The 17,363-nt window shown below is 33.0% G+C and carries 6 protein-coding genes and 1 tRNA gene; 6 read left to right on the forward strand and 1 reads right to left on the reverse strand.

The annotated features are described in order from the left end of the window. Positions 1-56: 56 nt before the first annotated feature. From GQ540_RS08535 to GQ540_RS08560, 6 genes are all read left to right on the forward strand, one after another. Positions 57-593, forward strand: coding sequence for a DUF4402 domain-containing protein (locus tag GQ540_RS08535; RefSeq protein ID WP_291800051.1), 537 nt, complete (start codon positions 57-59; stop codon positions 591-593). A 78-nt stretch (positions 594-671) separates the two neighbouring features. Then, a complete protein-coding gene (locus tag GQ540_RS08540) occupies positions 672-1,523 on the forward strand; it encodes a molecular chaperone (RefSeq protein ID WP_291800053.1) in 852 nt (283 codons plus the stop codon). A 65-nt stretch (positions 1,524-1,588) separates the two neighbouring features. Beyond that, positions 1,589-2,098: a DUF4402 domain-containing protein gene (locus tag GQ540_RS08545; RefSeq protein WP_291800055.1), complete on the forward strand. Its 510-nt coding sequence runs from the start codon at positions 1,589-1,591 to the stop codon at positions 2,096-2,098. Beyond that, complete coding sequence (locus tag GQ540_RS08550) at positions 2,099-5,713, forward strand: hypothetical protein (protein WP_291800057.1); 3,615 nt, start codon at positions 2,099-2,101, stop codon at positions 5,711-5,713. Between the two features lie 5 nt (positions 5,714-5,718). Next, complete coding sequence (locus GQ540_RS08555; protein WP_291800059.1) at positions 5,719-16,518, forward strand: hypothetical protein; 10,800 nt, start codon at positions 5,719-5,721, stop codon at positions 16,516-16,518. 219 nt (positions 16,519-16,737) lie between these two features. After that, positions 16,738-17,157, forward strand: a complete 420-nt coding sequence (locus GQ540_RS08560) for a peroxidase-related enzyme (RefSeq protein ID WP_291800061.1) — start codon at positions 16,738-16,740, stop codon at positions 17,155-17,157. A gap of 110 nt (positions 17,158-17,267) precedes the next feature. Here GQ540_RS08560 and GQ540_RS08565 read toward each other — a convergent pair. Continuing rightward, positions 17,268-17,341 (reverse strand) — tRNA-Asp (locus GQ540_RS08565). Positions 17,342-17,363: the final 22 nt, after the last annotated feature.

Here is a 17,363-nt window from a genome sequence, read left to right on the forward strand (position 1 = left end):
CGCATAATTCACAAATTTATATAACAATTTTTAATTAATACTTAAACCCTTAAATTATGAAAACAAAATTATTAAGTTTAACCGCTATTTTTATGATAGCAATTTTTTCAAACAATGTGATGGCGCAGACCAATTCGGCTGCTGTTTCATCTGACGCTTTTGCTACAATTGTTGCTCCAATTTCAATTCTCCATGATGGGAATGATTTACAATTTGGTACTATTATTTCTGGAGTTGGTACTGTTGCAGTAAGTACTGCTAGTGTCAGAAGTTTCTCAAATACTGATTTAAACCCAGGAGATCAAGGTGTAACACCTACTGCAGCTGTGTTTAGTGTTGCGGGTCAAGCTACTTATACGTATTCTATAGCATTTACAAATGCTACTGAAAATTTAACCGAACCAGGATCGTCTGATACCATGAGTACTGGTACTTTTCTTGCTTCTACTTTAAGTGATGGAGCTGGTTTAACTGGTACGTTAGATGGAAGTGGTGATGACACATTAAATGTTGGAGCTACTTTAACTGTGACTAGTGGTCTAACTGCTGGCACATACGCAGGTACTTTTGAAGTAACTGTTGCCTACAACTAAAAACTCTTTTTTTAATAAACCCTAGTAAACTAGCGATACTAGTTTACTAGGGTTTATCAACTTTAAAATGGAACCGTTATGAATTCAAAAGTTAAAGATCCTTCTATCCATACATCTTTTTTTAGATACATTTTACTTTTTGTTTTTCTAACCACGTTTGTAATTCCATTATTCGCACAAGGAGATCTATTAATTTATCCAAGACGTGTTGTATTTGACGGAAAGAAAAAGATAGAAAAACTAGTACTATCCAACACCGGTAAAGATACAGCTGTTTATAATATTTCGTTTTTAGAATACAAAATGAATACAAATGGAGAACTAAAAATCATCTCTGAATCTGAAGAAGGATTAAATTTCGCTTCTTCTAATGTCCGTTTTTTTCCGCGAAAAGTTACCTTAGCACCTAATGAAGCACAAACAGTAAAAGTACAAATTAGAAATACCCAAAACCTTACAGATGGTGAATATCGCTCTCATTTGTATTTTAGAGCTGAAGAAGATAAAGAGCCATTAGGACAAACCAACAAAAAAAGGGATTCTACTATCTCAGTACAATTAAAAGCTATTTTTGGAATTGCTATTCCTTGTATTGTTAGAAAGGGAACAAATACTACAACAGTTACCATTTCAGATTTGAAATTGTTACAACTAAATAACAGATATGATGTGTTGCAGTTTAACTTAAACCGTAATGGAAATATGTCTGCCTATGGCGATTTTACAATAAACTATATAACTACCAATAATGTAGTTTATGAAGTTGCCAAAATGAAAGGTGTGGGTGTTTATACTCCTGGCAATCTAAGAATTCTAAAAATTAAATTAAATAAGCCAGCAACTATAAATTTTGAAGGTGGGGAATTTAAAGTGATATTCACCAAAAATGAAAGTAAAAAAGTACTTGCCGAAGCCGTTTTAAAGCTTTAAAATAGGAATTGTATTATTATTATTATTATTATTATTATAAATGAATAGCACTAAAAAAACAACTAATGAATATAAAAAGAAAGACCTATAGGTTACTACAATTGTTGTTATTCACAACAGTTTTTCTTTTTATAACTACAGTAGCTGCACAACCAGGCTTACCAGAACGTGAAATTACAGTTCTACCAACACAAGCTATAGATTTTGGCGTTTTTGTAGTAAGCGGAGCAGGTACTATTGAAGTAGATTATCAAGGAACTGTAACCGTTACTGGCGGGATTTATTCTGTAGATGATACTTCTGTTACTCCTGCAATATTTGAAATAAAATTATGTCAGGGAAGAACTGTTACCATAGATTATGCTAACTCAGTTTTTATAACTGGAAGTAATGGTGGAAATCTCGAACTCATTATTGGACCAACCGAACGAGGGATTAGTGGAGATGAATTTCCTGTAGACAATAATTGTGATTTTATTACCATTCTCAGAGCTGGAGGCAAACTTATTGTTCCTGCTAATGCAGTACCTGGAGTTTATACGGGTAGTTTTCCTATAACTTTTACACAACAATAAATGAATAGAAATAAACCATATCACTCTTCTTTTTTTCTACAAGTGGTTAGAAAAAGTAAAGGGGTGGTTCTATTATTTTTATTCTTTACTATATATACAATCCAAGCTTCTGATTACATAAAAGAAATTCACCTTGACCCTATAAATACATTTGATGAAGTACCTGTTGAAATAATTGTAAAAGGATATTTAAGGTTTGAAGCTGATGTAATTATAACTGACACACATTTAGTTTATGTAAATGTTGAAGAATTATTTAAAAATTTAGGCATATTTTGTACGGCTGAAAATGAAGGAAATATATTAAAAGGATTTATTGAAAACGAAAACACACCTTATCTAATTAATTTTGATTCAAAACAAATTAATAAAGGTGATAAAACAATTAAATCAACTAATGGTATTGTAAAAAAATTGGGCGGCATTTACATTGAAACAAGTATTATGAACGAAGCTTTTGGTTTAAACATGTTATTTAATTTTCGCTCATTATCAATTAAATTGGAAGCAGATTTCGAATTACCAATGGTAAAACAAGCGAGGCTTAAAAAAATACGAGAAAATGTATCAAAACTACAATCTAAAAGTGACGTTATTATAGATACAATCATTGGCAGAAATTATCACCTTTTTAATGGAGGTGTTCTTGATTGGTCAATTTCTTCAAATCAGTCAGAAGGTGAAAAAACAACTAATCGATTTTCTTTGGCCCTTGGTAGTGAATTACTTTATGGAGAAGCTAAGGTAGCTTTCAATTACTACGACCAAACAAAATTTGATAACCGTCAACTCTATTACAATTGGAGATGGATAGACAATGATAACAATTATATTAAACAAGTTCAAGTTGGAAAAATAGGAGCACAATCTATCGCTTTTTTAGGAGCTCCGCTTGTAGGAGCCAGTTTTAATAATTCACCAAATACCGTAAGAAAAGCGACAGGAACCTATACCATTAGTGAATATACTGAACCTAATTGGACTGTAGAATTGTATATAAATGATATTTTAGTAGATTATACAGAGGCTGACGCTTCAGGACTGTATGAATTTAAAGTGCCTATTGTATATGGGTACACTACTTTAAAATTAAAATTCTTTGGGCCTTTAGGAGAAGAACGAATAGAAGAACAAACCATGAACACTCCTTATACTTTTATGCCAGCAAAAGTCATGGAATATAATGTTTCAGGTGGTATTTTAGAAGATGGAGATGGAAACAATTTTGGACGTGGAGAAGTTAATTATGGTGTTAATAGATTTGTAACCATTGGTGGTGGTGTAGAATACTTATCAAGTATTGAAGATAACCCTTTAATTCCTTTTGCAAATATTGCTATTCAACCATTTTCTAAGATGGTGATTCATATGGAATATGCTCACAATGTAAGTTTGAAGGGATTGTTAAACTATAATTTTGGTAGAAGTGCCTTTTTAGAAGTTGATTACAGTAAATATGTTGATGGTCAGCAAGCTACACTTAATAACACGAATGAAGAACGAAAAATACGCTTGTCTTTACCCTATAAATTGAATAAAATAAGTGGAAACGCAAAGTTGAGTTTTAATCAGTATGTGTATGATGTTTTTGATTTTAATCAATTAGATGCTTCTTTTTCTGGTCGTTATAAAAACTATTCAGCCAACGCTTCTTTAGCTTCTAACTGGGTGAATGATGAAAAAGCTTTTATGACTTCTACGGTTGTATTTTCTCGTAGACTAAGAAATGGATTCATAATACGACCAACATTCCAATACAATATTACAGAACGTAAAATGATGCGTTTACGTGCTGAAGTTGAAAAAAGAATTACTAAAATGTCCTTTTCGGCTTCTTATGAACGGAATGTACAATATGGTACTAACAATGTATTCTTTAGTTTTAAATATGATTTACCATATGCTCGTACTGGTTTTACTTCATCTTATAGCAATAACCAATATAGTATTTCAGAAAGTGCTCAAGGAAGTTTAGCTTTTGGAGCTGGTAATGGTAATGTAAAGGCTGGCCATAACTCTGCAATAGGTAAAGGAGGAATTTTATGTTATCCTTTCCTTGATTTGAATCAAAATGGTACAAAAGAGACTCATGAACCAATGGTATTTATAAAAAACGTGAAAGTTTCTGGAGGAAAAGCTATCACCAGTGAGAAAGATTCAATTGTTAGAATATCAGATTTAAATGCCTTTATAAATTACAATGTAGTATTTTCTAATAATAGTTTAGATAATATTTCTTGGAAATTTAAACACAATACTTATCAAATTTTAGTTGATCCAAATCAGTACAAAAAAGTAGATATTCCAATTTTAGTAGTAGGAGAAGTAAGTGGAATGGTTTATTTAAATAAAAATGATGCCGTTAAAGGTCAAGGCCGTATTACTATCCAAATTTATGACAAAAAAGGAAATAAGGTTGCTGAAACATTGAGTGAATCGGACGGTTACTATAGTTATTTAGGCTTAAAACCAGGTGCGTATAGTATTAAAATTGATGAAGAGCAGTTGAAAAAATTAGGATATCTAGCTGCGCCATCGTATCAAAAAGCTGTTATAAAAGTATTGGCTGATGGCGATATTATAGATGGGCTTGACTTTACCATAAATCCTTCAGTAAAAATAGTTGAAGATACTACCACTCAAATAGATACTGTACATGTTCCTCCTATTCAAGATCTTCCAATTAAAATTAATTTGGCTAAAGAAAAACAACCTAGTTTAAATGAGCGCTCTTACACAATACAAATAGGTATTTTTAAAGAGGAACCAACTTCAAAACAGTTGTTTAATTTAACTCCGGTATTTCATGAAATACTTCCAAATGGTAATTTTAGATATATTTTTGGAAAATACAGTTCTTTAAAGGTTGCTGCAAATGCGAAAAATGCTTTAATGCTAAAAGGAGTAAAAGGAGCTACTATCATAACTTACCAAAATGGAGAAGAGAAAAATTTAGTTGATTTTAATGCTAAAAAAAATCAAAATGCTAAAGAAAAAGAAACCCTAAATACTATTGATGCTAGTTTTGGTAAAATTTCTGAAATTGAAGAGTCGTTTTATAGTGTACAAATTGGTGTATTTAAAAATAAAGTAACACCAAAACAGCTTTTAAATTTAACACCTATCTTTTATGAAGTATTGCCAAATAAAACAACACGATATATTTTTGGGCAATATAAACTAAAGAAATATGCTAAAATAGCAAGAAAAAATAGTGCTGTTAAAGGAATAAAAGATGCCTACGTAGTAGCTTATCAAAATGGAAAAAAAATTGATGTATATGAACTAGATAAAATTAGAAAATATGCGAATATAATGAATGGGAAAATAGGCGGGTCTATTCATTTTAATAATTCAACAGAAAAAAATACTATAACGGTTCAACTATGGAGTAAAAAAGGTATTAAAATTTCAGAAACAGCAACAAGCACTAAGGGCAATTTTAGTTTTTCTGATGTAAAAATAGGTGAATATATCGTTCGTTTAGATGAGAAACAATTAGAAAAATTAGGATATAAAACGATTCCTTTAACACACAATGCAGTTATAAAAGTATCTGATGAAGGTGACATTGTTAAAGGGTTGGATTTTATATTAACCAATAGTAAAGATTAATCATAATGAAAACAAAAATAATAGGTTTCGTTCTGTTTTTAGTTGTTCAATACAATGTATTGGGGCAAGCTGCTGCAAGTTGGAATTATGATACACAAACAGGCACGTTGGGAACAACTTATGACTGGATTGACTGTTCTGGAGGAACTAACATTGTTTCAGGTGATGATAGCCAAGCAACGATCTCTTGGCCTTTTGACTTTAGTTTTTATGATAATAATTATACAACTTCTAACAACTTAAGTGTTGCCACCAATGGATTTATACGTCTTGATGGTAATGGCTCTACAGATTACAACCTTGCAAGTAATTTTACGCTGTCTAGTAATTCTTTAGAATTAGGTCAAATTATTGGGCTGGGTGTTTATGATGGTAAAGTTGGTGATAATGGTGGTTGGATACGTTCATTAGTAACCGGCACAGCACCAAATAGAATATTTACAATTGAGTATAATACTATTGAAATTGATTATAATGACAGAAAATATGCGGATGTTCAAGCTAGCTTTTATGAATCCAGTAATAAGATTATTCTAAAATTAGGAGTTGATAATGTTACTAAAAGTGGTGCTGATATAGGGCTTCATAGTGGCGTAAATACTTTTTATAACAAGTGGCAAGAAGTTGTAAGTGGAACCAATAATACTTGGATTGAATACACTCCTGGAACTACAGGACTACCACCAACAAACGATTCTCCTCTAGCAAGTTGGAATTATGAATTAAAAACAGGTGTTGTTGGAACTACATATAATTGGATTGACTGTTCTGCAGGCTTAGCAATAGTTTCTGGTGATGACAACCAAGGCTTCATCAACTGGCCTTATGACTTTAATTTTTATGACAATACATACAACACTTCAAACGTCTTAAGTTTAGCCACTAATGGTTTTATTCGCCTTGATGGTTCTGCTCCTACTGACTATACAATAGCTGAGGCATACAATTTAACTGATACTTCAATTAATCTTGGGCAAATTATTGCGATGGGAGTTTCTGATGGAAATGTGGCTGATGCTGGTTCTTGGACACGTTCTTTAGTTACTGGTACAGCACCAAATAGAATATTTACAATAGAATATAATAATTTTGAAATTAATTATAATGCGAATAAATATGCTGATGTTCAGGTTAGCTTTTACGAATCTAGTCATAAAATAGTACTAAAATTAGGAGCGGATAATGTTACTACAAGTAGTGCTGATTTGGGAATTCATAGTGGAGTAAATACTTTTTTTAATAAGTGGCAAGAAGTAGCAAATGGCACTAATAATACGTGGATTGAATATACACCTCCTTTTGTTGAAGTGAATGCCACTATAGGAACTTTAACAACTTTTTACCCAACACTTAAAGATGCTTTTGATAAAATTAATGATGGAACACATCAAGGAACTATAACTATTAAAATAAAAGAAAACACCACTGAATATTCATCGGCTATTTTAAATGCTAGCGGTACCGGAAGTTCAAATTATTCGTCAGTTAATATCTATCCAACAAAAACGGGACTTTCAATTAGCGGGAATTTGGCCACACCACTTATTGATCTAAATGGCGCTGATAATGTAACAATAAATGGTAGCGTAAATGAAATAGGATCTGCTATAGATTTGAGTTTCATAAATACTAGTATAGCAAATACAGCAGGCACATCAACAATTCGTTTTATAAATGGAGCAACAAACAATACCATAAAAAATAGTACCATTAAAGGTTCAGAAACAGATACAGCTAGTGGAGTTCTATTTTTTTCAACCACAACTGCTGGAAGTGGAAATAATACAAATACTATTAATAATAACAACATAACCAATGCTGCAGATGCTAACAGACCTGTAAACGCAATTTATTCATTGGGAACTATAGGAAAGGTAAATAGCGGAAATAATATTAGTAATAATAATATATACGATTTCCTAAATCATTCAACGGCTTCGAAAGGAATTTCCCTATCGTCGAACACAACGGAATGGACTATAGATGGAAATAGTTTTTATGAAACAACATCCTTTACACCAACAGGAACAGTTGCTTATGATGTTATAAGAATTGAAAATACTTCTGGCAACGGATTTATAGTTTCAAACAACCATATTGGTGGAAGCGCTCTGCAATGTGGAGGAACAGCCTGGACAAAAACCAATTCAACCAATAATCTTTTCAGAGCTATTTATTTAGATGTAGGAACAACAGTTGCCAGTTCATTACAAAACAATACAATTCAAAATTTTAATTGGAGTAATTCGGGAATTGCAAATTGGATTGGTATTAAAGTAGTTGATGGAGCTATAAATATAGGGACTACAACAGGAAATACAATTGGTGCAACAACAGGGACAAATTCAATTAGTGTAACTGGAGGAACAAATGGGCAAACCATTTATGCCTTTCGAATAAAAAGTACAGGAGAGCTTAATTGCAATAATAATAGCATTGGTTCAATTACAGGACTTACAACATCAAGTTTTTCAACACATATTTATGGAATAGAGTTGTCTGGTTCTGGAATTACCAACATTGTAAACAATACAATAGGAAGTACAAGTACGGCCTCAAGCATTTATGCTAGTTCGGCGAGTACGGCAAATCAGCAAAAGGTATATGGAATCTATTCTTCAAGCACAGGAACAACAAGTATCCACCGAAACACAATTTCAAATTTAAAGAATAATACGTCGAATACTGCGGTTGGAACAAGCGGATTGATAAACGGAATATATGTGCAATCAGGAACAAATACAGTTACCGAAAATACAGTTAGTGCTATTTCAATTGCAAATGCCAATACTAGTATTAGTAGACCTTCTGCCGTGGGTGTATACTTATCTACAGAAACCAGTGTTCAATCAATTAGTGACAATTTAATATTTAATATTTCTAATACATATTCTTCATTTACAGGTAATGTTGTTGGGTTATATTTTAGTAATTTGGCAGGGTCTAATGTAGGTGATGTTAATGCAAACTTCATTCATAGTATATCTGTTGATGCTGCATCTACGGGAGCAACTATTTATGGAATTTATGAAAGTACAGATCAAATAACCTACTCTAATAATATTATCTCGTTAGGTGGAAGCACATCCACAACACTTTATGGGATGTTTGATGTTGGAGTTTCGGGTAAAACAGTTGACCTGTTTTTTAATTCAATTTATCTTTCTGGAACAAATTCAAGTTCAGAAAAATCATATGCCCTAAGATATAATACGAATAGTAACACCCGAGATTTACGAAATAATATCCTTTTTAATGCTAGAAATGGAGGTTCAGGAAGTCACTATGCTATTTATTACAATACAACAGGTGGTACTTTTACTGCAGATTATAATGATTATTATGCTAATGGAACTGGCGGGGTAATTGGATACTTTGGCGGAGACCAAAATACATTGGCACTATTACAAACAGCAACATCACAAGATGTAAACAGTTTAAATACCGATCCAAATTTTAGCATTGCAGGAGGAACTAATTCTTCAGACTATATAACAACTGCTGCTATACCAGGTATTGCAATTCCAGGCATAACAACAGATTATGATGGGATTTCAAGGGCCAACCCTCCTAAAATGGGTGCTTTAGAATTTTCTCTTGGTTTTATTTGGCAAGGTGATACAAGTACAGATTTTGCTACTGCCGCAAACTGGCAAAATGGAGCTATTCCTCCAAACGGAGCTGATATTTCCTTTGCAGCAACTCCAACAAATGATTGTGTGCTTGACAGTAACCGTACATTAAATTCAATTACAAATACAAGTACTAAAAAGTTTGTTGTTAATGGAAAACAATTTACTTTAACAGGCAGTATAGTTGAAGCTACTACTAATCAAATAGATGCTTCTTCCACATCATCAATAGTTATTTTTGAAGGAACCACAGCGCAAAGCATTCCTTCAGGAGCATTTGTAAGCGACACTTTTGATGGGCTAACACTAAATAACAGCAGCGGATTAACACTAAATGGAGATCTTATTGTGCAAACAGCACTTGCACTTACAAATGGCGCTTTTACTATTGGTTCAAATACTTTAAGTATAAATGGATCTATAACAACAACAACTTCTGGCACATTAATTGGCGGAAGCACAAGTAATATTAGTATTGGTGGAAGTGGAGCAAGCACTAATTTACCTGCAATTACACTTAATAATTTAACATTAAACCGCTCAAACGGTATTCGTTTAGAAGGAAATGTGAGTGTTGAAGGAACATTAATATTAACTTCAGGAACTTTAACTGTTGGAGCAACCACTTTAACAATTTTAGGTAATGCACCTACAAGAACTTCAGGAAATATAGATTCAAGTAATATTGAAGCTAGCTTAGTATTTACAAATTCAAGCGCAATACTACTTCCAGCTTTAGTTTTCTCAGGGAATGTAAATAATTTAACGATTAACGGAGCCGGAATTACTACTAGCGACGATTTGACTGTTAATGGTATTTTGAATCTTCAAAGTGCAAATCCATCTTCTATAAAAGGAAGTTTAGATATGGATACTTTTACATTAAACATGGGTATTTCCTCTACTACAATAGGTGAAGGAGATGTTATAGGAATAGTGAAACGTGCTCACACTTTTATTGGCAATGTTGAATACACTTTCGGGAATAAAAATACATCTATTGTTTTTGAGAATGTTACAGGTGGTATAAAACCAGTTTGGGTAAGTTGTAAAATAGCTATTGGAACTGCACCAAGTTGGAGAACTGAAGCTATTAATAGAATTTATAGTTTTGCACAAGATGGAACAGGTACAGATAGAACAGTTACGCGTTTACATTATCTTGATTCAGAATTACATGGAGCAGAAACTGATGAGAGCAAATTGGTGTTTTGGGATGCGTATCCAGGCCCAAGTTTCACCAATACATTCCCTCGTAGCAAATCTAACAATAATACCACAAATAATTGGGTAGAGTTAACAGGTATGGCTATTGATTTTATAGCTACATCAACTGTGTTAGATGTTAAACAATGGGGCTTAAGTTATTCTAACGTAACAAAAAAAACATGGACAGGAAATGGTTCAATCTCTTTTGTAGGAGATTGGAGTTTACCAGGGAACTGGGATGGAGGAGTGCCACTTGCAACAGAAGATGTTTTAATTCCTGCAATACTTCCAATTGACACGAATGGATATCCTACCAGAAATCTCAATAGCGGATCAGTTCCAGCTGTAGCTAAAACTATTGAAATTGAACCTGGAGCTTCTATAACAGTCGATAATTATGACATTACAGTATCTGGAGATGTGGGTGCTTGGATTAATAATGGTCTATTTTATCCCGGAACCGGAAAAGTAATTTTTAACCACGGAGTACCTGCTGAAATTGTAACCATTGCAGGAATAACAGATTTCTATAACATTGAAGTTGGACCAAATACAACTTTTCAACCTGTTTCTGGTAATACTTTAAGGATTGCAGGTGCTGGTACTGCTGATGTTACAAGTTTTGTAGATTTTTCACTTATAAATAATACGGTAGAATGGAATGGTACAAATCAAACTATTGTAAATCCAAATGGAATTGGAGGAGATAGTGGTTATTATAAACTTATTCTTAGTGGAAGTGGCATAAAAACAATGCCTACTACAGCAATGACTATTGCTGATGAATTTATTTTAACAGGAAACCTAACTGCTACTGCACAAGCACCTTTAACCATTGGTAACGAACTAGAAATTTTGAATGAAGCTACTTTTACTACAGGAGCTTTTAATCACAGTGTAGGCGGACACTTTGATGTTGGTGGACACTTAACTGCTGGTAACTTCATAGCAACAGCCGGAACAACAATTACGCTTAATGGAACAGCAGTGCAAAATATTTATGGAGATGCTGCAATAAATTTTGAAAATTTAATAATAAATAATAGTAATAGCGTTAATATATTTAAAGATATTGTTGTTAATGATGTGCTAACACTTACCAACGGAAACTTAAATGTTGGAAATACTACCTTAACAATAAATGGAGGTCTTGCAAAAACAGCTGGGTTTTTAAATGTAAACTCGTTATCATCATTAACTTTTGGTGGAACTGCGGCGTTAACTTTGCCAAGTTCATTGTTTTTAACAACACCATCAATTAACAATTTAATTATAAACAGAACGGGTGGTGTTATAACAAGTTCTGATTTTACAATAAATGGTATTTTGGATTTACAAAGTGCCAATCCATCAACAATTATTGGAGGTTTTGATACTGGAAGTTACATCTTGAATATGGGAGCTACGGCTACCACGATTGGAATAGGAGATGTTACAGGAAAAATTAGACGTACAACCATTTTACCAAATATAGAATACACTTTTGGAAATGAATTTACAAGTGTTACATTTCCAAATATAGGAACATTACCAACAGAAATAACGCTAAAAGCTACTATTGGAACAGTGCCAACTTGGAAAACAGATGGCATTAAAAGAGTTTATGATATTAGTCAAATTGGTGGAAGTGGAACTAGAGCAGTCATTAAATCACACTACCTTGATAGTGAACTAAACGGGTTAGATGAAATTAATGTAAGTTTCTTTAGTTATGTAATACCAACTACAGAATTACTAGATCGTGGCCTTACAGAAATAAATATTACTGACAATTGGATTACTTTAAGTAATGCAGATTTTGGTAATTTACCCGGTAGCTTTGGTGTAATAGAACACAGTTTTGGAGTATCAGATACAGATATAATTACTTGGGAAGGCTCTGTAAGTACAGATTGGTATGATTCCGCTAATTGGAACCCTGCTTTTGCTCCAGGCGCAACAAAACATGTTATAATCCCCGATGCTACTTCAACAACTTACGACCCTATAATAACAGCAAGCACCAATAGTAGCATCCTTTCACTAGTAATACAAACGGCTGGTATTTTAAACGCTGGAGCTATCTCTCAGCTTACTATATTAGCATCTTCAGGTGCCTGGAAGAATGATGGCGATTTTAATGCAAGTACTGGTAAAGTAATCTTTAACAATGGTGTTGCTTCAGAAATTGTAACCATTGCAGGAATAACAGATTTCTATAACATTGAAGTGGGAGCAAACACAACTTTACAGCCCGTTCCTGGAAATATTTTAAGAATAGCAGGAGTAGGAATAGCAGATGTTACCAGTATTGTAGATTTTTCAAGTATAAATAACACTGTAGAATGGAATGGTGGAAATCAAACCATTGTAAATCCAAATGGAATTGGAGGGAATAGTGGTTATTTCAATTTGATTTTAAGTGGAAGTGGCACTAAAACAATGCCCAATACAGCTTTAACTATTCAGGGAGATTTTACAACCTCAGGAACTGCAAATATTACTGCTGCTGAAGTTTTAGTAATATCTGGAAACACATTAATTGGTAATGGTTCTACTTTTGCTACAGGAAATTTCAACCATTTACTGGCAGGGAATTTTGAAAATAATGGTGCTTTTACTAGTACGTCTTCCGGTATTATTACGTTTAATGGTGCAATCGCACAAACTATTTTAGGTACTTCAACAACCAGTTTTGATAATTTAACTATAGATAATGTACTTGACGTAATCCAAGCTTCCAATATAAATGTAAACAACGTTTTATTATTAAACGGTGGAAATTTAATTGTTGGAAATGCAACCTTGGGAATAAACGGAACCATTAGTAACCCTTCTGGAAATATTGATGTAAGTGCTGTCTCTAACCTTAATTTTGGTGGAACAGCTGCATTAACATTAAATAATAATCTATTCTATACAGAACCATCTATAAATGATTTAACTATCAATCGTTCAGGAGGAGTTACATTGGGTAATCAAAATATGAGTATTGGAGGTGCTTTGGCATTAACTTCAGGAACATTTACGCTACTAGCAAACACACTTACATTGTCAGGAAGCTCACCAACAAAAACATCTGGAAATATTAATGCTAGTGATAATAATGCTGAAATGATATTTACAAATACTTCAGCAATTACACTTCCAACAGATTTATTTAGCGGAAATGTAACTAACTTTACTGTAAATGGAATAGGTGGTGTTATTTCAAATGGAAATATAGCTATTACAGGCATTTTAAATTTGGAAAGTGGAAACCCTTCAACAACTAAAGGTAGTTTAGAAATAGCATCAACCTATGAACTTAATATGGGAGCAGATGCTACTACAGTTGGAATTGGAGATGTTACTGGAATTGTAAAACGTGAACATGTTTTTGCTGACGGTATTGAATATAGTTTTGGAAATCAATTTACATCTTTAAATTTTTTAAATGTATCTGGAGGAATAAAACCAACTTGGGTAAAATGTAAAATTACAATAGGTGCGGCTCCAACTTGGAGAAGTGAAGCTATTCAACGGCATTACAGTTTTGCGCAAAGCGGAGGAACTGATAGAATGATTGTAAAATTGCATTACTTAGATAGCGAATTGCATGATGCTGAAACTGATGAGTCTCAATTAGTTTATTGGGATGCTTACGACCCTGCATTTGGAGTTAATAATTTTATTAGTTTTTATCCAAGAAACCTTAATGGTGTTGATGTCAATAATAATTGGGTTCAGTTAACTGGTCCTGCAATAAATTATATTGCAACTTCAAACTTATTAGATGTGAAACAATGGGGATTAAGTTATACAAATGTTGCTGTTCACACTTGGACAGGTAATGGTTCTCCTTCTTATGATGGGGATTGGAGTTTACCGGGTAATTGGAATGGAGGCGTGCCACAAGCAGATAACGCTATTCAAATTCCGCATCCTGATGATTTACCAGATGATAATAATGGAGATCTTAATCCATATGCAAATTTATTGCCAATTATAGCTCCTTCTGAAGTGAAATCTGTTGAAATAGTTGCTGGGGCAACCCTTAGTGCTACCGATTATGATATTACAGTTTATGGTGATACCAATGCATGGGTAAATAACGGTACTTTTACTGCAGGTACTGCGACTGTTATTTTTGCTAATGGAAATCTTGCTAATACTGTTTCAATTGCTGGAACAACTAACTTTTATAATTTAACTATTAATGATAAAACATGGTTGCAACCTGCAACAGGAAGTGTGATTGGAATAGAAAATGGACTTTCTTTTGCAAGTGGAAGTGCCCTTGATTTTACAAGCAATAACAATACCATAGATTATAATGGTACAAATCAAACTGTTATTAATCCAAACGGAGGTACAACAGGCTATTATAATTTATCTTTAAGTGGTAACGGAATTAAAACACTACCATCCACTTCTTTTCAAATAATTGGCAATTTAGCATTGTTAGAAAGCGCTATTACTACTACTTCAAACGATTTAACTATTGGTGCAAACCTTAATTTATCAAATACTTCAAAATGTACCATTGCAGCAGGAAAAACATTAACTGTTAATGGTACTATAACAAATTTAGTTGGTAATGCAGGGTTTGTATTGGAATCTTCAAAAAGTGGAACCGCTTCATTAATCCATAATACAAATAATGTTCCAGCTACAGTTGAGAGATATATTAGTGGAGATGCAGAAGATTGGCATTTTCTTTCTACTCCTATATCTAATCAAACAATTGCTGGTTCGTCTTGGGAACCAACGGGAACTTATGGAAATGGTACGGGCTATGATTTATATGTTTGGGATGAACCAACACCATGCTGGGTGTATTATAAAAATGATGGAGGCGTGTTACCAGATGATCCTGAAAACCCAGATTGGCCAGCTGCCCACCCATTGGCTGATTTCGTAACCGGTAGAGGTTATTTATATGCTGTTCAAGCATTAAATCCAACCAATGAATTTTTAGGAAATTTAAACAATGGCAACGTAAGTTATTCTCTAACAGCAAATAGTACTGCTGACCCTTTGATAACTGGATTTAATTTAATTGGTAATCCATATCCATCATCAATTGATTGGAAAGCTTCCTCTGGATGGACACGTTCTAATTTATTGGATTCTGGTGGAGGTTACGATATGTGGATATGGAATCCCGCGGCTAATAACTATGGTGTTTTTAATTCAGCTGACTTGGTTGGCACAAATGATGTAACTCAATATATAGCACCAATGCAAGGCTTTTTTGTAAGAGCTGCAAGTAATGCCAATATTAGTATGTCCAATGATATCAGATTACATACTGGTGCTAGTAATTGGATGAAATCAAGTAATATTAAAAACAAGATAAGTAATCTTAAAGTTCAAATAGCTTCTAATTCAGGATTTGGATTTGATGAAGTTTTACTTCAATTTGGGCATACTTCTAATAAGTCTGGTGCTGCTAAACTTTTTAGCACAACTGAAACTGCACCTTCAACATATTTTAAAGTAGGAAATGAAGAACTATCTGTAAGGTATTTGACCGATACCATTGAGAACTCTCTAGTTCCATTAATGTTTAAACCTGGGAGTAATGAAAATTACACATTGACAATAGATGTTGATTTTTCAGATTTTGATTATGTATTATTAGAGGATCAAAAAACCAAAATCTTTCATGATTTATTAGAAAATCCAGCATACCAATTTAAAGGTTCTCAGGATGATGACGCTAATAGATTTGTTTTACATTTTACACCAAAAGAAAACAATACTGAAGAGGATTTATCAGCACTTATATATTATGATGGAAATGATATAATTGTAGATCTTACTTTAGTTCCTGAGCAAACAGAAGTTGTAATTTATGATATGCTTGGTAGAAGAGTACTAAATCAAAATTTAGAAGGGCAAACTGTTCACCACCTATTGGTAAATTCAAAAAGTCAACTATTTATTGTAGTTGCCAAAAGTGTAAATAAATCTGTAAGAAAAAAAGTGCTAGTTTATTGATTTTAAAAACATGATAACATAAAATAGTTATTTAATGTATCTTTAGAAACTTTCCTTTTAAAAAGGAAAGAAAACATGATATGACTAGAATTAAACAGATTGAACATTCTGAGGCTACAGGGAGATTAAAAGAAATTTATGATGACCTTGTAAAAAAGAGGGCAATTAGCCGAAGTACATAAAATCCAAAGTTTACGACCTGAAAGTATTGTAAAACATATGGATTTATATATGAACATTATGTTTTCAAGATCTGATCTTTCCAGAGCTGAAAGAGAAATGATGGCTGTAATAACATCTATTTCTAATAATTGTTATTACTGCCAAATTCATCATTCACAAGCACTCAACCATTATTGGAAAGATAATGCTAAAATTGAAAAACTTCATGAAAATTTTGATAATGCTAACTTATCTGAGAAAGAAACTCTTTTATGTAAATTTGCTAAAACACTCACTTTAAATCCTGGAACTTTAAAAGAGGAAACCTTAATTAACGAATTAAAAGAATTTGGGATATCTGATAATGCCATTTTAGATGCTACTTTTGTGATATCTTATTTTAATTTTGTGAATCGAGTAGTATTATCATTAGGTGCTACTCTAGAAGATGACGGAGGAACAGGTTATAAATATTAGCTAAAAAACCAAAAATTAATTTCTTTTTCTAAACTATCTCTGACTATAGGAAGACTATGATATTTTTAAAATTAGAAACAAAAAAAGCATCTCAATTGAGATGCTTTTTGCGGTCTGGACGGGACTCGAACCCGCGACCCCCTGCGTGACAGGCAGGTATTCTAACCAGCTGAACTACCAGACCGTTGCTCTTAGCGGATGCAAAT

The sequence above is a fragment of the Lutibacter sp. genome (assembly GCF_013139515.1).
Lineage (GTDB): Bacteria > Bacteroidota > Bacteroidia > Flavobacteriales > Flavobacteriaceae > Lutibacter.

What these genes read in the sequence shown, in the direction of transcription:
- GQ540_RS08550 (WP_291800057.1), top strand. Translation starts at nt 2,099, where the DNA reads ATGAATAGAAATAAACCATATCACTCTTCTTTTTTTCTACAAGTGGTT.
- GQ540_RS08545 (WP_291800055.1), top strand. Translation starts at nt 1,589, where the DNA reads ATGAATATAAAAAGAAAGACCTATAGGTTACTACAATTGTTGTTATTC.
- GQ540_RS08540 (WP_291800053.1), top strand. Translation starts at nt 672, where the DNA reads ATGAATTCAAAAGTTAAAGATCCTTCTATCCATACATCTTTTTTTAGA.
- GQ540_RS08560 (WP_291800061.1), top strand. Translation starts at nt 16,738, where the DNA reads ATGGATTTATATATGAACATTATGTTTTCAAGATCTGATCTTTCCAGA.
- GQ540_RS08535 (WP_291800051.1), top strand. Translation starts at nt 57, where the DNA reads ATGAAAACAAAATTATTAAGTTTAACCGCTATTTTTATGATAGCAATT.
- GQ540_RS08555 (WP_291800059.1), top strand. Translation starts at nt 5,719, where the DNA reads ATGAAAACAAAAATAATAGGTTTCGTTCTGTTTTTAGTTGTTCAATAC.